General features: G+C 60.2%; 14 protein-coding genes. 8 read left to right on the top strand and 6 right to left on the bottom strand.

Going from position 1 to position 18,266, the window contains the following annotated elements:
- Nucleotides 1-119 precede the first annotated feature (119 nt).
- A complete protein-coding gene (locus O3A94_00935; protein ID MDA1354814.1) occupies nt 120-2,498 on the top strand; it encodes a lantibiotic dehydratase in 2,379 nt (792 codons plus the stop codon).
- Nucleotides 2,499-2,517: 19 nt separating this feature from the next.
- Here the strand turns inward: O3A94_00935 and O3A94_00930 are convergent, their stop codons facing one another.
- Nucleotides 2,518-3,357 carry a carbohydrate ABC transporter permease gene (locus O3A94_00930; GenBank protein ID MDA1354813.1) on the bottom strand — a complete coding sequence of 280 codons (840 nt, stop codon included), beginning with the start codon at nt 3,355-3,357 and terminating at the stop codon, nt 2,518-2,520.
- 513 nt (nt 3,358-3,870) lie between these two features.
- Here O3A94_00930 and O3A94_00925 point away from each other — a divergent pair.
- The 3 genes from O3A94_00925 to O3A94_00915 are packed head-to-tail and all read left to right on the top strand — an operon-like array spanning nt 3,871 to nt 6,923.
- Nucleotides 3,871-4,872 carry a TRAP transporter substrate-binding protein gene (locus O3A94_00925; protein MDA1354812.1) on the top strand — a complete coding sequence of 334 codons (1,002 nt, stop codon included), beginning with the start codon at nt 3,871-3,873 and terminating at the stop codon, nt 4,870-4,872.
- An 18-nt stretch (nt 4,873-4,890) separates the two neighbouring features.
- Nucleotides 4,891-5,526, top strand: coding sequence for a TRAP transporter small permease (locus O3A94_00920; protein ID MDA1354811.1), 636 nt, complete (start codon nt 4,891-4,893; stop codon nt 5,524-5,526).
- The gene (locus tag O3A94_00915) at nt 5,523-6,923 is read left to right on the top strand and encodes a TRAP transporter large permease subunit (protein MDA1354810.1); all 1,401 of its coding nucleotides are present in this window, start codon (nt 5,523-5,525) and stop codon (nt 6,921-6,923) included. Before O3A94_00920 ends, O3A94_00915 begins: the two co-directional genes overlap by 4 nt.
- Before the next feature lie 55 nt (nt 6,924-6,978).
- On the opposite strand, the gene O3A94_00910 is transcribed toward O3A94_00915, so the two are convergent.
- Nucleotides 6,979-7,929: an acetamidase/formamidase family protein gene (locus O3A94_00910; protein ID MDA1354809.1), complete on the bottom strand. Its 951-nt coding sequence runs from the start codon at nt 7,927-7,929 to the stop codon at nt 6,979-6,981.
- Nucleotides 7,930-8,035: 106 nt separating this feature from the next.
- Here O3A94_00910 and O3A94_00905 point away from each other — a divergent pair, with 106 nt between their 5' ends.
- The 3 genes from O3A94_00905 to O3A94_00895 all read left to right on the top strand — a co-directional run bounded on the left by O3A94_00905 (nt 8,036) and on the right by O3A94_00895 (nt 10,679).
- Nucleotides 8,036-9,355, top strand: a complete 1,320-nt coding sequence (locus O3A94_00905) for an FAD-binding oxidoreductase (GenBank protein ID MDA1354808.1) — start codon at nt 8,036-8,038, stop codon at nt 9,353-9,355.
- An 81-nt stretch (nt 9,356-9,436) separates the two neighbouring features.
- On the top strand, nt 9,437-10,261 hold the full coding sequence (locus O3A94_00900; GenBank protein ID MDA1354807.1) for a cytochrome c: 825 nt from the start codon (nt 9,437-9,439) through the stop codon (nt 10,259-10,261).
- A 25-nt stretch (nt 10,262-10,286) separates the two neighbouring features.
- Nucleotides 10,287-10,679 (top strand): VOC family protein, encoded by a 393-nt coding sequence (locus O3A94_00895; GenBank protein ID MDA1354806.1) that lies wholly within the window; start codon nt 10,287-10,289, stop codon nt 10,677-10,679.
- A 19-nt stretch (nt 10,680-10,698) separates the two neighbouring features.
- Here the strand turns inward: O3A94_00895 and O3A94_00890 are convergent, their stop codons facing one another.
- The 3 genes from O3A94_00890 to mscL form a co-directional block, all read right to left on the bottom strand.
- Nucleotides 10,699-11,697, bottom strand: a complete 999-nt coding sequence (locus tag O3A94_00890) for an LLM class flavin-dependent oxidoreductase (protein MDA1354805.1) — start codon at nt 11,695-11,697, stop codon at nt 10,699-10,701.
- A gap of 118 nt (nt 11,698-11,815) precedes the next feature.
- Nucleotides 11,816-12,421 (bottom strand): hypothetical protein, encoded by a 606-nt coding sequence (locus O3A94_00885; GenBank protein ID MDA1354804.1) that lies wholly within the window; start codon nt 12,419-12,421, stop codon nt 11,816-11,818.
- Nucleotides 12,422-12,940: 519 nt separating this feature from the next.
- Nucleotides 12,941-13,354, bottom strand: a complete 414-nt coding sequence (mscL, locus tag O3A94_00880) for a large conductance mechanosensitive channel protein MscL (GenBank protein ID MDA1354803.1) — start codon at nt 13,352-13,354, stop codon at nt 12,941-12,943.
- A 213-nt stretch (nt 13,355-13,567) separates the two neighbouring features.
- Here mscL and O3A94_00875 point away from each other — a divergent pair, with 213 nt between their 5' ends.
- Nucleotides 13,568-16,012 (top strand): FAD-dependent oxidoreductase, encoded by a 2,445-nt coding sequence (locus tag O3A94_00875; protein ID MDA1354802.1) that lies wholly within the window; start codon nt 13,568-13,570, stop codon nt 16,010-16,012.
- Nucleotides 16,013-16,028: 16 nt separating this feature from the next.
- On the opposite strand, the gene O3A94_00870 is transcribed toward O3A94_00875, so the two are convergent.
- Nucleotides 16,029-18,197, bottom strand: coding sequence for an FAD-dependent oxidoreductase (locus O3A94_00870; protein MDA1354801.1), 2,169 nt, complete (start codon nt 18,195-18,197; stop codon nt 16,029-16,031).
- Nucleotides 18,198-18,266 lie beyond the last annotated feature (69 nt).

The following is an 18,266-nucleotide window of genomic DNA, read 5'->3' as shown; positions in this document are numbered from 1 at the left end:
TTGTTCCCTTGGCGGATGGCTGGTCGATGTGGAGTACCGCATCGCTCAGAAGCCCCGGCTTCCCCGTGGATGCGCTTGACGGGTTAGCTGCGGACGAGGCGTTACCCGCGCTGGACGCCATGCTAGCGGTCGAAGAAGCCCTCCGAGAGATCGCTTCGCGCGTAAAACAATATTGTTGGGAGGAGTCATTTTCCGCTCCCGATACGGAACGCAAACAGCTTCGTCGCGCCGGGCGCCATCTGTTTAAATTGCGCGTCCCTGAGCCCATTCCGGGGCGGCCGGACGCAAATGAACTTTTTGCCTCCGTCGCGGAATGCCGAACCAAGCTGGAAATCGCGCGAGAAACATCCCACGCGGCGCTCGCAGCCGCGAATGGGAGAATTTCAGAAGCATTGATTCAAAAGGCTGGCGACCCGCGTTTCCTTGAGGCTCTAGTTTGGCAGAACCGAAGCGCATTCATGGATATGCGCGACAGATTAACCGCGCCAGCGCCCGCACAGCGAAATAGATCCTGGCGTGTGATGGAGCAAATCTTGGTCAGTTACATGCAGCGATTCAGCATGAAAAATGAATCAATCGGATTCTTCGGACCCATCGGCTGGGCGCAATTTCAGGCCGATGAAACGGGCATCGTGATGACACCAGGCCCGGAGCTCATTGCCGACAGCAAGGTTCATTTCGAATATTGGACGATCGATGCCCTGGCTCAAGCGCTCTCGAAGAATCCGAAAATGCTGCCGTGGTTGGCGCCGAGAATTCACCCTCAGTCCGTGAAAATCGACCAAATCGTGCGGGCGCCTACGGGAAAGCGCTACCAGCTCAAGCCCGCACAACTTGCCGTATACTTAGCCTGTGATGAAACCGCACTGGCAGCGGAGATCGCGAGCAAACTTATTAAGACACACCCAAACCTGTTTCCCACTCGTGAAGCCGTTTTCGCAGCATTGCAATCGCTTGTCTCGATCAAAGCCGTCCTCTGGGATTTGCAGGTACCCGTCGCCCCCCATCCTGAGCGCGATCTCAGAACCAAAATTTCGCGCATTGGCGATCGCGATTTACGAAATCGAGAATTGGCCAAGCTAGACGATTTAGAGCTAATCCTCGCAACCGTTCGTACCGCCGTGGGCGATGTTTCAAAATTGAACGAAAGAATGGCCGCGCTCGAAACCCATTTTGAAAAATTGACAGATGCGCAGCCAACTCGCTTGGCAGGAAAAACCTATGTCGGCCGAACAGTTACCTACTTGGATTGCCGGCGAGACGTCGAGCTTCAATTCGGATCAGAATTGCGCGCACAACTCGCGCCACCCCTCACCCTAATCCTTGAAAGCGTGCGCTGGTATACCCACGCCATAACCCAACATGTCCACGAATTGGCCGCAAATATTTACCAGCAATTGGCGCCTGGCAACGACCCACAACCGCTGCCTCTGCGGGAATTTTTGCTCGAATTGGGACCGGCGATAAAAAGCAGTGAGCCGGTCAATCACGTATCCGCACGCCTCATCGCCAAGTGGCGCAACATTCTGGAGTTCGAAGAGGATGCCCGGTTTGTACAATTCGAAGCGGCACAGTTGCGAGACATCGTACATCGTGAATTCGCTGCGCCGGGACCGGGAATGCAAACGGCACGCCTGCACGCACCCGACATCATGATTGCAGCGCCAGGGATAGAAGCCATTCGACGCGGCGACTACAGATTCGTCCTCGGAGAGATGCACGTCGGGACGAATACCCTTCTGCAGACGCCTTTCGTTGACCAACATCCAAATCCCTCGGCACTCTTTGAAGCCGATAGACGCGACCTAGGGCAACCGCGCGCGACCGCGGTAATTAATCGCGATCACGTCGGCCAGCGGGTCGCACCAATCAACCTCACGCCCAATGGCATTCACATCGGAATTAAAGACACGCCGTCCTGGCGGCCCAAAGAACAGGTAATCCCGTTCTCCGACTTATTTGTCGTAAAATCCGGCGAGCATCTGGAGGTCAGGACGTCAGACGGTCGACACGCAATTCAGCTCTTCGATCTGACAAAAACTTCCTATTACGATCTCTTTTCTTCGGGCTTCAAACTCATCAAAGCCGCTCCCCACACACCGCGCATCGCCATTGATCGCCTCGTCATTTCGCGCGAGACCTGGCGGCCATCTGCCGAGGATCTCGTCTTTACCCGCGAACGCAGCGAGGAGGCGCGTTTTGTTGGCGCGCGTCGCTGGCAGAGGGGTGGTCGATTGCCGCGCCACGTATTTATCAAGATCGCCAGCGAGCGAAAGCCGTTCTATATGGATTTCGACAGCCCAATCTCAGTAGAGCGCATGAGCCGCTATGTTCGAGACCTGCATCGAAAAGACCCGACGGCAATGGTTACCATTTCGGAGATGCTGCCATCGCCTGACGAAACCTGGCTCGAGGATGCGGATGGTCGACGCTATTGTTGTGAGCTTCGCATGGTGGCCGTTGACCCTCTGGATGCGCCAAACTGGCCACTCTCGTAAACCGCTCGGGCCGAGGCGCTCAGCGCTTGACCGCGCCAAGCGTAAATCCGCGCGCCAGATGTTTGTGGATCAACAAGCCGACCACGACAATCGGCAGGGCCGCGACGGTTGCCAGCGCCGCTTGGATTCCAAACACGCCGGAGTACAAGAACATATTGACCGGCATGGTCACGACCGTCTTTTCGGTCAGCACGATGGCGAGCAGGAATTCGCTCCAATTGAGGATGAAGATAAACAGCGCCGTGGCGACCACACCGCCCTTAATTAGGGGCAGGGTCACACGGAAATGCGCCTGCGAGCGTGACATGCCGTCCATCATTGCGGCTTCTTCGATCTCATGCGGCACATCGTCAATGAAGCTCTTCAGCATCCAAAAGGCGAACGGCACCGTGAACGCGGCATAGGCGAGAATAAGCCCGATATGGGTATCGCGCAGGCCAAACCAGCCGAACATGATCAGCAGGGGGATGGCGACAATTACCGTTGGTATCCCGCGCACCGTGAGAATGGCGAGCGCCAACGTATGGCCACCAGCGCGGTAGCGCGAAAATCCGATGGCTGCCAACAAGCCGATGAATAGCGAAACAAAAGTGGCGACGCTCGACACAATGAAAGAATGCATCAGCGCGCGCCACGACGCGCCATTGCCATCGACCCAACCGGTATTGAAATCAACAGCGATCAACGGCGCATAGTTCGCCCAGGTCGGTTGGTCGGTGATCCACACTGGCGGCGCCGCAGCCCATTCATGCGTCGGCTTGAATGAGGTTGAAACCATCCAAAATATGGGAAAAAGAGCGAACACAAGGCCGATAAATAGGCCGATTGCATGCTGCAATCGAAAGGGTCTTTGCTGCATTCAGTCCGATTTCCTACCGGATAAAAAGAGCGCCCCCGCGCTACTGGCCCGCTTAGACTCCTCGATTGAACTTCCTCCGGCTGGAACCCAAAGACCAAACGCCATAAACATCATACTTTCGCGACCGTCGCTGCCCGCCGATAGGTGGTTAAAAAGAGCGGGCCGGCGCGGCTACGGCGCCATTATTTCTTTTTCTCTTTTTTCAGTTTGCGTTTTTCCTTCGGGTTGAGCTTGGCCGTTTTCTGAGTTTCTTTCTTGCCTTTATCTTTCTTACCCTTATCCGCCATTTTTAGTTCTCCTTGTTTGTATCGAGATTGCCAAGCGACTCCCGCCACTCGCTGGCTATGATGCCTGAAAGGGCAGCGTGCCCGGGTCGGGCGATCCCAGACGCCCTTAAATTTCGGGGAATCGGGATGCGATCATGTTATCACTCCCCCTATGGCCCGGTGTTGGAAATTTTCATGCTTGGCGGCCACGGATACCAGCCAAGGCAGGGGACAGAGGAATTAGGATATGCGTTATCTCATCACCGCTCTGGCATGGGCCTCGTTCGCCGTACTCGGCGCGTTCGGCATGTCTGATTCCCATGCCGCCGATGATCCGATCATCATTAAATTCTCGCATGTCGTCACCGAGAACACGCCCAAGGGCCAGGGCGCGCTGAAGTTTAAGGAACTCGCCGAATCACGCCTCGCCGGGCGCGTTGAAGTGCAAATATTCCCCAACGCCCAGCTTTACGGCGACGACAAAGTGCTCGAGGCGTTGTTGCTCGGCGATGTGCAATTGGCGGCGCCGTCGGTTTCCAAATTCAGCCGCTATACCGACAGGCTTCAGCTCTTTGATCTGCCGTTCCTGTTCGCCGATATCGCTGCCGTTGACCGCTTTCAAAACAGCCCCGCCGGGCGCGAATTGCTGAGCGCCACAACCGCGCGCGGCCTGTTGGGCCTCGGCTATTGGCATAACGGCATGAAGCAGCTTTCAGCCAACACGGCGCTTAAACGCCCCGAAGACGCCGCCGGGTTGAAATTCCGCATCCAGGCGTCAGACGTTATCGCGGCGCAATTCCAAGCGCTCGACGCGACGCCGTTAAAGAAGCCGTTTTCGGAAGTGTTCATCCTCCTGCAAACCAAAGGCATCGACGGCCAGGAGAACACCTGGTCGAACATCTACTCGAAAAAATTCTTCGAAGTGCAGGACTACATCACCGAGACCGACCATGGCGTGGTCGATTATATGGTGGTGACCAGCGTCGAATTCTGGGAAAGCCTGCCGGATGATGTGCGCACCGTCCTCGAGCAATGCATCGCCGAGGCGACGACTTTCACCAATCAGGTGGCGTTGGAACTCGCCATCTCCGACCGCGCCAAGATTGGCGATTCCGGGCGGAGCGAAATCCTGATTCTCAGCCCCACCGAACGCCAGCGCTGGGTCGATGCGATGAAGCCGGTATGGGCGGAATTTGAGGATGATATCGGCGCCGAGGCAATCGCCGCCGCCATGGCCGCCAACCAATAACCCCGGAGCCCCCCAGCGGTGGTGACACCTAACCGCATCCGGCCTCGTCCGCTCATTGCGCGCATCCTGGCGGGAGTCGAAGAGAGCGTCATTGCCCTCATCATCAGCATTATGACGCTGCTGGTGATCGTCGAGGTTATCCTCAGATACGGCTTTTCGACCGGCCTGTTGTGGATACAGGAACTTACGCTCTTGCTTTCCGCCTGGCTGGTGCTGGTCGGCGCCGCATACGGCGTCAAGAAGGGCGCCCATATCGGCATGGACCTGGCGGTGCGCCGCCTGCCGCTCGCTTGGCGACGGCGCGCCGGAGTATTGGCGGCGCTGCTCTGCCTCGCCTATTGCGCGCTTTTTCTCGCCGGCTCGTGGGAATATCTCTCCAAGATCAAACGCTTCGGCATCGCGCTTGAGGATTTGCCGCTGCCGCAATGGCTGGCGCACGGCATCCTGATACCGGGCTTTCTGCTGCTGGCGTTCCGCTTTGCCGAACTGCTGTGGAATATCCTGAACAAACGCGCCGACGGCCTTCTCGTCGCTGACGAAGCCCGCGACATTCTAACCGAGAGTGGCACCGGTTCAGGCGATAATGGCGGGGACTCTTACAGAGATACGGGCAGAGAACACGGCGAGGATTCTGGCCAGGACGCAAGCCGATGACCACCCTGGCCCTGTTCGCCATGCTGTTCGCCTTTCTTATTCTCGGCCTGCCGGTCGCCGTTGCCCTCGGGCTCTCGGCAATCACGACGATCTTCTTTTTCTCCAATGACTCGCTGGCTTCGATGGCGCTGAAACTGTTCGAGGGGTTGAGCGAGCATTACACCTTGCTGGCGATTCCGTTTTTCATTCTGTCCTCGGCGTTTCTGTCCACCGGCGGCATCGCGCTTCGCATCATCCGCTTCGCCAACGCCGTTGTCGGCCATGTGCGCGGCGGCCTCGCCATGGCCTCGGTGCTGGCCTGCATGCTGTTCGCCGCGGTCTCCGGCTCGTCGCCCGCCACCGTCGCAGCGATCGGCTCAATCGTCATCGTCGGCATGGTGCGCGCGGGGTATTCCGAGCGCTTCGCCGCCGGCGTTATCGCCAATGCCGGCACCCTCGGCATCCTGATCCCGCCGTCCATCGTCATGCTGGTCTATTCCGCCGCGACCGAGGTATCGGCGGCGCGCATGTTCGCTGCTGGGCTGGTTCCCGGTGTGGTGATGGGCCTGATGCTGATGATCGCCATCTATATCGCGGCGCGCATCAAAGGCTTTCCGCGCCAGCCCTGGGCCGGCTTCCGCGAGCTGGCGGATTCGGGTCTCCGTGCCATCGGCGGCCTGATGCTGATCGTCATCGTCATGGGCGCGATCTATGGCGGCGTCGCCAGCCCGACCGAAGCCGCCGCCGTCTCGGCGCTTTACGCCTTTCTCGTCGCGGTCCTGTTTTACCGCGATATGGGTCCGCTCAAGAAAGTGCCGTGGCGCCGCTCAGGCGAGCCGCTCGCCACCATGGCGCTGCGCAATATCGCCCTGATGGTGTTGGCGCTCGGCCAATCGGCGCTTGATGCGGACGTGCGCAAGACCGTGCTCGCCGGCGCCAAGACCAGCATCATGCTGCTGTTCGTCATCGCCAACGCAATGCTGTTCGCCCATGTGCTGACCACCGAGCGCATCCCGCATGAGCTTGCCGAGGTGATCACCGGGTGGGGCCTCTCGCCCTGGCAATTCCTCATCGCCGTCAATATTCTGCTGCTGATCGCCGGCAATTTCATGGAGCCCTCGGCGATCCTCCTGATCATGGCACCAATTCTCTTTCCCATCGCGATGCAACTCGGCGTCGATCCCATTCACTTGGGCATCATCATGGTGGTGAATATGGAAATCGGCATGATCACCCCGCCGGTCGGCCTCAATTTGTTCGTCACCGCCGGCGTCACCGGGCGCAGTCTCGGCTGGGCAACGCAGGCGGCGCTGCCATGGCTCGCCATCCTGCTGGTGTTCCTGGTGATCGTCACCTATGTGCCGCAGCTCTCGCTGTTCCTACCCAACCTGATCGATCAAATGCGCGGCATTAAATAGAAAACCGGCGGTCGTTTTATCCCGGCGGCGTCCGGCGGGACATCCGCCGCCGCGACTAGTTGAACACGATGTTGGGCATATAGCAGGACACCACCCAGTTCGGCTGATCGACGATCTCGCTGATCCGCAAATCGGCACAGACACTGCACAGCATATAAGCCTGATCGGCGTTCAGCCCCTTGGTTTTGGCCAGCCGTTCGATCATGCCGCGCACCGCGTTCTGGCTCGCCTCCATCAGGTCCGGGCCGATCCCGGTCGTGACCTCATAGCCCGCGCCGTCGAGATGCCGGGATACCGGCCCCGACGTTTCGAAGCGCGGAAATTTCAAATTCTCGCCCTTCACCAGATCTAGCCGCGCCGTCACCCCCATCGGCGATTCAATCGCCGTGCCGCACACTTCGCCGTCACCTTGTGCGCAATGCGGATCGCCGATCGAAAACAACGCCCCTGGCACCTCCACCGGCAGATAAAGATCAACGCCCAGCGTCAGATCGCGAATATCCATATTGCCGCCGGTATTGTAGGGCGGAATGGTGCTGTGCCCGCCGGGCTCAGCCCGCGCCACACCCGTGGTGCCGCAGAACGGCTTCAGCGGAATGCGGGCGAAATCGCCGAACGCCGCAGGCTCGTTGAATGCCTTGTCGACGTTCCAGACATGTAGCGCTGCCTCGGGAAAATCATCGGCGAGGAGGCCAAAGCCAGGCACGATCGCCGTCCAAGCCCAGCCGGAGGGCGCGAAGTCCAACAGCGTGACCTTAAGCGCATCTCCCGGCTCGGCGCCGTCGACATAGACCGGCCCAGCCACCGGATTGACGCGCGCGAAATCCATGTTGATAACATCGTCGACGCCGGATTGCGGCGTAATTTGACCCATCAACGCGTCGATTTCGTCGAATACGACCACATCGCCCGGCGCCACCGTGATCGCCGGCGGCGTCGCATTGTCCCAGCTTAGATGCAAATGCTCGTTATGAATGGTGTGCTTGTTGCCCAGACCCTTGTTCATGTCTCATTCCCCCATTGTCACGATTGCGTTGGCCTGAGCGTAGCACTCGCGCCCGCCACTTTGTAAGATGGGTCGCTTAGTGAATTTGACCCGACCGGAAGAGACCATGGCAAAAATTTCCATTCTGCCCAAGGACGACCGCACCAACGGCTGGAGCGCCATCCTGCCCAAGCGCCCGATCACGCCGGCGCTGAAAGGCGCGCAGCATGCCGATTGGGTCGTCATCGGAGCTGGCTTCGCCGGCCTCGCCGCCGCCCGTCGCCTCGGGCAGAACCGCCCCAACGATAAAATCATCCTGATTGAAGCGCATGAGGTCGGCGAAGGTGCATCTGGCCGCAATTCCGGCTTCGCCATCGATCTACCGCATAATGTCGGCTCGTCGCTGCAAGAGCTTGAGGGCTCGCACCGTTTCATCCGCCTCAGCCGCGCCGCGATCAAATATCACGAAGACGCGGTGGCGGCCGGCAACATCCAGTGCAATTGGGCCGAGCGCGGCAAATACCACGCCGCCGTTCATGAAAGCGGGCGCGAGAACACCCTCGTCCCCTATGCCAAGGAGCTTGATGGCCTGGGTGAGGAATATCGTTGGCTCGACCGCGCCCAGTTAAAAAAAGAAATCGGCAGCGATTATCACCACTCGGCGCTCTACACCAAGGGCGGCTATCTGGTGAACCCGGCGGCGCTCACCCGCGGCCTTGCCGACACCCTGCCGGGGAATGTCAGCCTGCACGAACACACCCCGGTCACCGAGGCCGAATTCTCCAACGGCGTGCGCCTGACCACGCCGGGCGGCAGCGTCTCCGCGCCGACCGCGATCCTCGCGGTCAACGGCTTCGCCACCCAATTCGGCTTTTACCAACGCGCGATCATGAGCTTCGTCTCGCACGCCAGCCTCACCCGCCAGCTCACCACTGCCGAACGTACGGCGCTCGGCGGCGTTGATGATTGGGGCCTGACCCCGGTCAACGCCATCTCGGGCGTCACCATGCGCCTCACCCAAGACCACCGCATCCTGATGCGCCAGCGCTTCCGCTACGCCCCAAGCTTCCGCCGCCCCGCCGCCGAGGCGACTCAGTCGCGCGCCGATCACGAGAAGCTCTTCCACAAGCGCTTCCCGATGCTGCCGGACGTGTATATGGAGCACAATTGGCGCGGCTTCGTCTGCCTCTCGCGCAACCACGCGCCGGGCTTTGGCCGCCTCGGCCCCAATGTCCTCGGCGCGGTGTGTCAAAATGCCGTCGGCATCACCAAAGGCACCATCGGCGGCGTGCTGGCCGCCGACATGGCGTGCGGCGAGGACAACCCCCTCATCGCCGACATGGAAAGCCAGGGCGAGCCGCAACGCCTGCCGCCCCGCCCTTTCCTCGACCTCGGCGTCCACGCCCGCTTCGCCATGGAAATGTGGCGCGGCCGCAAAGAAAAATGACGCAGTCACTTAGTGACGCAGCCACGTTATGACGCGGTCGCGTCAGGCGAAAGCAACTGCGCCGTGAAGGGAGTCCCAATAATGACGAATATTTTTGCTGGCGCGCTGTTGGCGTTTGCCTTGGTGCTCCCTGCCGCCGTGACCGCAGCGGAATGGCCGAGCCTGGACCTGCCGGCGCTCGAAGCCGCCGGAAACCTGCCCGAGCCAATCGACGTGACGGTCGACGACCCGGTCTACCACGCCGAGAAATCCTATAGCGGCTATCCGCTGTCCGCAGTGCTGGCGCAAATCCCCAATCTAGAGAAACTGCGCGCCGAGGGCGCGGTCGCCATCTTCGAAGCAGCCGATGGCTACAAAGCCGTGATGAGCCTCGACAAAGCCCTCACCCCCGGCGGCGTCATCGCCTCCCGCGACCGCGACGCCCCAGCCGACAGCAGCTGGCATACATTCGAGCAGGGCAAGGAAACCATCACCCCCGCCCCCTATTACCTGGTCTGGCCCAACCAATCGCATGACGACTGGACCTTCGTCTGGCCCTACCAACTGATCCGCATCACCGTCGAGCCTTTCACCTCCGCCTTCGGCGCCGCCGCCCCGCCCGCCAACGTCGCGACCGCGACCCGCAAGGGCTTCGACCTGTTCCGCACCTACTGCCTGCGCTGTCACTCGGTAAATTTGGTCGGCGGCGAATTGGCACCGGAACTCAACGTCCCGCGCAATATCACCGAATATTGGGCCCCCGACCATCTCCGCGCCTTCATCACCAACCCCGCCGCCTACCGCGCCCGCAGCAAAATGCCGGGCTTTAAAGGCACCCTCAGCGAGGCGGAGTTAGACGCGGTCCTGGTTTATCTCGGCGAGATGGCCAAGAACAAGGTGTGCGGCGGGACAACCGCCTGCGAGTAACGCCCCCATCCGAGAGGAGCCCACCATGAGCCTCAAAGAAATCCGCAATTTCGATTACGCCGTATTGCTCTGCGACAACATGAAGGAAACCCGCCGCTTCTACGAAGACGTCATGGGCTTCCCCCTCGCCCATGATTCAGAAGATTGGGTAAGCTTCCAAGTCGGCGCCACCTTGCTGACCCTCCGCCCGCGCGGCCCCTTCATGACCTGGGACGACGGCCCCTCAGCGCCGGGCACAGCATCAGTCCAACTTGCCTTCCGCGTCCCCCTGTCCGCCATCGACACCTGCCACGCCGAACTGGTGGAACATGGAGTCGCCATCCTCCGCGCGCCCACCGACATCCCAGAATGGCGCCACCGCACAATATTCTTCCGCGACCCGGAGGATAATGTTGTGGAGATTTACGCGGAGTATTGAGGCGCTAGCATCCCCCCCCCTACCCCGCCGGCGCGCACGCCTTAATCACCGCCTCCATTTCCGCCTGCGCTCCCGGGCCAGAGGCGAAGGGGGCGATGAGCGGGACGTCGATGCCGGAGGCACGGACTTCTTGGATTTTGGCGCGGCATTGTTCCGGCGTGCCGGCGATGCCTGAGGCGTCGATCAGCGCGTCACTGACCGCTGCCGCCGCGCCTTCGCGGTCACCGCGCGCCCAGGCTTCAGCGATGATGGTGGCTTCGTCGCCGAAGCCCTGATCGGCTGTCATACGGTTGTAGCGCGGGAAATACCCGGTATAGGCGGCGAAGCCGGGGCGCATCTTGTCGCAGGCTTCCGTCTTTGTGGCGCCAATTGCGGTTGGCAGCAGGGAGACGATCGGCATGGTGGCGCCGTCTTTGCCCGAGCGCGCGGCGCCGGTGATGAGTTGAGCGCGCACGGTGGCGCCGCTCTCCAAAGTGCTGCGTGTTAAAATAATGCCGTCGGCGAGCTCGCCGGTAAGCTCGGTCATCTTGGGAAAGACGGCGGAGAAGAAGATCGGCAAGCGCTTGCGGTGCGGCGTGAACCACAGTTCAAAATTCTCGCACTTGACGGTCTGGCCGTGATAATGCGCGTTTCCTTCCGCCAACAACTCACGTACCAGCTCCGCCGTTTCGCGCACGCGGGTCAGTGGTTTTGTGTAAACCTGGCCATGCTCAGGCTCGACCTGCACTCTATGGCTTGAGCCGAGGCCGAGAATAAAGCGCCCGCCGGAGAGCTGATCAACCGTTGCCGCCGCCATGGCGATGGTCGGCGCGGTGCGCACGAACACGCTGGTGATCGCGGTGCCGAGGAGGATGCGCGAAGTCGCGGTGGCGCAGGCGGCGAGAATCGCGAACTGATCACCGCCATGGCCTTCCGCCACCCAGGCCGATTCATAGCCCAAGGATTCAGCGAGTTTGACGCATTCAACGATCTCACTGGCGTTGGCGCCGCCGGAAAAACAGATGCCGAGCCGTTCCATGATGTATTCCTCTCGATTGTGGTTGGCGGGATACTACACCGAGCGCGTCCGTGATCGCCCGAGAAATCTGATATCGCGCCTTCACGCCAGGGCTGGTATGGCCCTCACACCAGAGCGCTCAATGCGCCGGAGACACATAATCGTCGGGGCAAAGCGCGATTTCCGAATGGCCCGAGCAACCAGCAAGCCGCAAGCGCTGCGGAAGCATCAGCCCGCCTTGTTGCAAGAGGCGGGCGAGGATGTGGCCGTTTGTCACAATGATTCTCACGCCGGCCGGCGGCAGCAACCACGACAACAAATCCCCGACATGGCCGGCGTCATCGGCTTGGCAAGCGGCCACGAAGGACAGCAGGAACCGCTCGTCCACCGACAAGTGCGGCTCGCATATAGCGCCAATTCGCAGCGGACGGTATCCGGCACAGCAAAAAATACATAATATTTGGTCGATCTCGGCGGCGGCGGCCATGCCGGGTTGTGGGCCAAGATATACGCCAAATCCGGACCCGACAGATTCGATAATCTCCTCCTTGAGCCGCTCTAAATCCGGCACCACCAAAGCCGTTTCGGTATGGATCGCTGACAAGCGCCGCGCCGCCCGGATGAGCGCCGCTTCCGAAAAACTGAGCGCCGCCATGGTCGGCCACGCAGTTGATCGGTGAGAGGAAAGAGTCATTTTTTGTTTCTGGCTTTGTTTCAGCCTGATTTCGTCAAATGCCTGCCGCATCTCATGTGCTCCCCTTACGCTATTGCTCCGTTTGCGCTGTGCGGTCGGTCTGCGCCACGTGGTCTTTCAGTTCCGTTACATCCTCAACGCCACACCACTGACGTCAGGAATACCCGTAGCATCGGGGACACCCGTGACGTCCACGACACTCGACAGGACACAAGCAATTAGCCTTGATCCAATATGCGAATGATTATCATTCGCGTTATTAACTAGCAACCGTGAATTTGAAGGGGCTGTGGTTTTTTGAAGGGGCCAAGACTTGACGGACGATACGGAAGTGTCCGGCGCGGTCACCGAATGGGGCCCCATCTGGCCGCGTTTAGGCCCATAGGCGTGGATTTACGGCGGCGATCCGGGCCTAAAATATTGCCTGGACGGCATTCCGCATCATCAGTTCATCCACAATCAAGCCGGACACGGCGCGCCGACCACGGGCGCTGTTCTCCCGGGTTCCGAGAGCCATTCCGGTCTTTGGCTAAACCGACCTTGCCCGCCTGCTCCCGGCGGCGCGCGCCGCTATTTTTTTAGGAGATCGCGAATCTCTTCCAGCAACAACTCCTGGCGCGAAGGCTCTGCCGGTGCTGCCGGCGCTTCCTCTTCCTTTTTCTTCATCTTGTTCATTTGCTTGATCAAGATGAACACGCAGAAGGCGACAATGACAAAGCTGATGACGGTGTTGATGAACGCGCCGTAATTAAGCGTCGCGGCCCCGGCTTCCCTAGCCGCCGCCAGCGTGGCGTGCGATTCGCCGGAGAGGGTAATAAACAGGTTGGTGAAATCCACATCGCCCAAAGCGACGCCGATCGGCGGCATGATCACATCCGACACCAAGGATTTGATGATGGTGCCGAACGCAGCGCCGATGATAATGCCGACCGCCATGTCGATGACGTTGCCGCGCATGGCGAAATCACGAAATTCCTTAAGCATGAGATATAGTCTCCTCTGATTATTAGCTCGTTTTGGGCGTCTGGCGCGTAGCCTAGGCCGACGGAACCGAACCGGGCAAGAATGTTTCTGCCCCATCACGGCATTGACACAGCTCGGCCGTTCAAGCTGTTGTTGGCCTACCGAATCAGCCCACAAAACCGGCGCAAGGCGCGTAAACTCTTGCGCACCGCCAACACGAGAGCCGCCAGCAAGATGCATCTGCCTTCTCATGTTCAAACACTGATCGTCGGCGGCGGGATTGCCGGCGCCAGCGCGGCCTATCATCTCGCCAAGCTCGGGCGAACGGATGTCGTTTTGCTTGAGCGTAACCAGCTGACATCCGGCACCACATGGCACGCGGCGGGCCTCATCATGCAGCTGCGCTCAACCCACGCGCTGACCGAATTGGCGCGTTACAATGTCGAACTCTACGCCAATCTGGAAGCCGAGACCGGTCAGGCCACCGGCTTCAAACAAAACGGCACGCTCGGCGTCTGCCGCACCAAGGACCGCCTGTTCGAAACCCGGCGCACCGCCTCAATCGCCAAGAGCTTCGATATCGAAGCCCATATGATCAGCCCGGCGGAAGCGAAAGCGCTTTATCCGGCAATCGACGAAAGCATTATCGAAGGCGCCATCTATATTCCGAAAGACGGCCAGACCAATCCGGTCGACAGCACCATGTCGCTGATCGCCGGGGCGCGCCAACGCGGTGTGAAGATTGTTGAAAACTGCCCGGTCACCAAGTTGGAGCGCCTGGCCTCAGGCGAATACCGCGTTGAATCCAGCCAAGGCGTCATTCAATGCGAGACCTTGGTCCTGGCCTGCGGCCTGTGGACCCGCGATCTCGCGGCGCAGCTCGGCGTGCGCGTGCCGCTTTACGCCGCTGAACATTTCTATGTGGTGACCGAGGCCCTGGCTGCCGTCACGCCCAACCTGCCGGTGCTGCGCGATACCGACGGCCATTGCTACGTCAAAGAGGACGCCGGCAAATGGCTGGTCGGCGCGTTCGAGCCGACCGGCAAGCCGATCCGCATGGATCAATTGCCGGGCGATAGCGCCTTCATCCAGCTGCCCGAAGATTGGGACCATTTCGAATTGCCCTACCGCAAGGCCATGGAGATTCTGCCGGATTTAGAGAATGCCGGGATCGCGACATTTATGAACGGGCCAGAGAGCTTCACGCCGGACCTCTTGTTCGCGCTCGGCGAAGCGCCCGGCCTGCCCAACTGCTTCATCTCGGCCGGCTATAATTCAGAAGGCATTGAGTTTGGCCCGGGTGCCGGGCGGGCGCTCGCCGAATGGATTGTCGAAGGCGAGCCAACCATGGATTTGAGCCATGTCGATGTCGCGCGCTACCACCCGTTCCAGGTCAATCGCAGCTACCTGCACCAGCGCACCGCGGAAATTCTCGGCCTGCATTACAAACCCGGCTGGCCGCATTATCAGCCTGAATCCGCACGCAATGTGCGCCACAGCGCGCTGCACGACCGCTGGGCGGCGCTCGGTGCCAGCTTCGGCGAGGGCATGGGATGGGAGCGCCCGATGTGGTTCGCCGCCGATGGCGGCTCGACCGAGAATATCTATTCCCACACCCGCCCCAACTGGTTTGAACATACGGCGCGGGAATGTCAGGCGGCGCGCGAGACGGCGATCCTGCTCGACCAAAGCTCGTTCGGCAAACATCTGATTCAGGGCCAGGATGCCACGCCGTTTCTGCAACGCCTCTGCGCCGGCAATATCGATGTGGCGCTCGGCAAGCTGGTCTACACCCATATGCTCAACAATCGCGGCGGCATTGAAACCGATATCACCGTCAACCGCCTGGCCGAGAATCGCTATCTGATTATTTCATCGGCCACCGTCCATCCGCGCGACAAGGCGTGGATCGAGCGCCAGATTACCAGCGACGATAACGTGACCCTGACGGACGTGACCTCGGGCTATGCCGTTCTCTCGCTGCAAGGCCCGCGCGCGCGCGATATCCTCAGCCAAGTGAGCGATGCCGATCTCGGTAATGACGCGTTTCCCTTCGCCACCTCGCAAGAGATCGATGTCGGCTTTGCCCGGATCATCGCCAACCGCCTGACCTATGTCGGCGAACTCGGCTGGGAACTCCATATCCCGACCGAATTCGCGCAAGGCGTGTTCGATGTGGTGATGGCGGCGGGCGCCGGTTTTGACTTGCAGCCAGCCGGTTATCACGCGCTCGAACATCTCCGCTCGGAGCGCGCCTACCGCGAATATGAGCTTGACCTGACGCCGGAGGATACCCCCCTCGAAGCCGGGCTCGGTTTCACCGTCAAACTCGACAAGCCGGGCGGCTTCATCGGGCGCGATGCGCTGCTGCGGCAAAAAGCGGCCGGCCCCTTAACCAAGCGTCTCGTCATGTTCAAATTACGCGATCCACAGCCGGTGCTGTTTCACGAAGAACTGATCCGCCGCGACGGAGAGATTGTCGGCTATATCTCCTCCGGCGCATACGGCTTTACCCTCGGCGCTTCGGTCGGCATGGGATATGTCCGCCATCCCGAAGGCATCACAAAGGAGCTGATCGCAAGCGGCGATTGGGAAATCGAAATCGCCGGTGAACGCCATCCGGCGGACGCGTCCTTACGCGCCTTTTTCGACCCAACCGGTGAACGGGCGAAGGGCTAAGCGCCTAGCCGCCCGATCACAGCTTCGGGTAGGTCTCGCCGCCCCAGATATGTTGCTCGCGGATGAACGGCAGCGCCTGCTGCGGGTTCTTGGATTCGAACTCGCGCGCCATGCGGTGGCCTTCGAAAACGGAGAGCTGAATAAAGCGCGGCGTGTGGCAATCGCCGACATGGAAAACCGCGTCAATCTCATGTGCCGCCCATTCGGTCTTTCTGCTTTTTAGCTCGCTAAAGAGCGCGGTATTTGATTTCCGCGCGGTGCACAGGATCACACTATCGCATTCCAATTTCGTGACCTCGGTGCCGGCGCGGCGCGGCAACTGGCCGGTCTTTGGCGGCATTTCGATCTCGTAACCGTCGCGATAGGCGTAGGCGAGCGAAACCTTGATTGAATTATCGACCGTCATGCTGTCGATCCAATGCAGCGTATGGCGGGCGATATTCTTTTCGTGCAGCATGCGTTGCAGATTGGGCGCTTCCAGGGTGTTCTCGCAAAACGGTGCCACTTCGCCAAATTGCGTGACGATCGAAACCTGCTTGCCCTGATCGGCCATCATCTCCGCCATGGCAACGCCGGTGAAATAGCCGTCGCTGTCGATTACCAAGACGCGGTCACCGACCTCTTTGCCCGCCATGACCTGTTCCGGCGTGCAGAATTGCGGCGTCGCCGCGTCGGCGCCTTCGATGGTGCCGAAATTGACCGCGTTCAGACCGTCTGTCGCCCATTGGGCGCCGATGGCAACGACAATCTTATCGGCGCCGTAAGTCAGAATATCATCGGCGCTCATTTTGCCGATTCCGGTATGAAGCTCGACCGTTTTGAGTTTGCCGATCTGCCCGGCGCGGTAGCTGATCACCCGGCCCCATTCTGCCAGGCCCGGATAGCGCATGACGTCGCGCAGATGGCCGCCGATCTCATCGTCAGCTTCGCGCAGATGCACGTCATAGCCGCGCTCGCCCAGCACGCGCGCGCATTCGAGCCCGGCCGGGCCAGCGCCGACCACCAGAACCGAACACGGCTCCGGCGCCGGGTCGAATTTCTCCGGGTGCCAGCCACGGCGGTATTCTTCCATCGCGGTGGCGTTCTGGGTGCAAATCAGCGGCGCCTCCATATTGAACTGCGCGACGCAAATGTTGCAGCCGATGCATTCGCGGATGTCGTCGGTCCGGCCTTCTCTAATTTTATTGGGCAGGAACGGATCGGCGATGGAGGGCCGCGCCGCGCCGATAAAGTCGGCCTCGCCGGCGCGGATAATCTGCGCCATGTCGTCGGGGCTGGTTACCCGATTGACGCCAACCACCGGCACGTTGGTTACCGCTTTGACCGCCTTGGTCGCCCAGGTCTGATATCCCGGCTTGAAGAAGCGCGACGGCCCGGCATCGTTGCCCCACTCCATAAAATACGAGATTTTGATGTTCCACAGATCGACCACGCCTTCGCCGCTCATCATCTCGACAAAGCGCAGCCCCTCTTCAAGCTCGAGCCCGGAGGGCCCAAGCAGATTATCGACGGCGATGCGCGTGCCGACCGCAACCCGGTCACCCACCGCACGCTTGACCGCGCGCATGGTCTCCAACCAAAAGCGTGAGCGATTTTCGAACGAGCCGCCCCAGCGGTCCGTCCGCTTGTTGTACATCGGCTGAAGAAACTGCGTCGGCAAAGATGAATCCGAGCCGATGATCTCGACATAGTCGAAGCCTGCCTGCTCGGACATCTTGGCGGCGGTGACATACATCTCGATCAATTCGCGGATATCGTCCTCATCGCACTCATGGCAATAATTCTGATAGGCGGTCTCCGACGGCATCTGGCTCGGTCCGCGCGAAATCGCCAAGCTCTCGCGCACCGGCGCGTGCCCGCCGCCATACCACAGCTGAATGCCGGCCAAGGCGCCGTGCTTGTGCACGCTGTCTGTGGTGTGGCGCAGATTAATCACGTCACCCTCATCCCACATGCGCACGCTGATGTGCGGGGTGTCGTCACTTTCCGGACTGATCGAGCAATATTCCACACACACGGTGCCCCAGCCGCCTTCGGCTTTGGTGGCGCGGAACGCGGCCTGCGCGCCGGGACGAATTGAGCCCGCACCATTACAATGGGGAACCTGAAAAAAGCGGTTTGGCGCCGTCTTGGGGCCGATCGTCACCGGCTCGAACAGAATGTCGTGCCTCGAATCAGACGCCATGGTCGCTCTCCCTAATACTGAATGAGTTCTATCGCTTGATCTTTGGCCGAACCGTTGATGGCGATGGTT

The sequence above is a fragment of the Pseudomonadota bacterium genome (genome assembly GCA_027624955.1).
Classification (GTDB): Bacteria; Pseudomonadota; Alphaproteobacteria; order UBA828; family UBA828; genus PTKB01.
The sequence above is the reverse complement of the archived record's forward strand: the minus strand, read 5'-3'. Positions and strand labels throughout refer to the sequence as shown.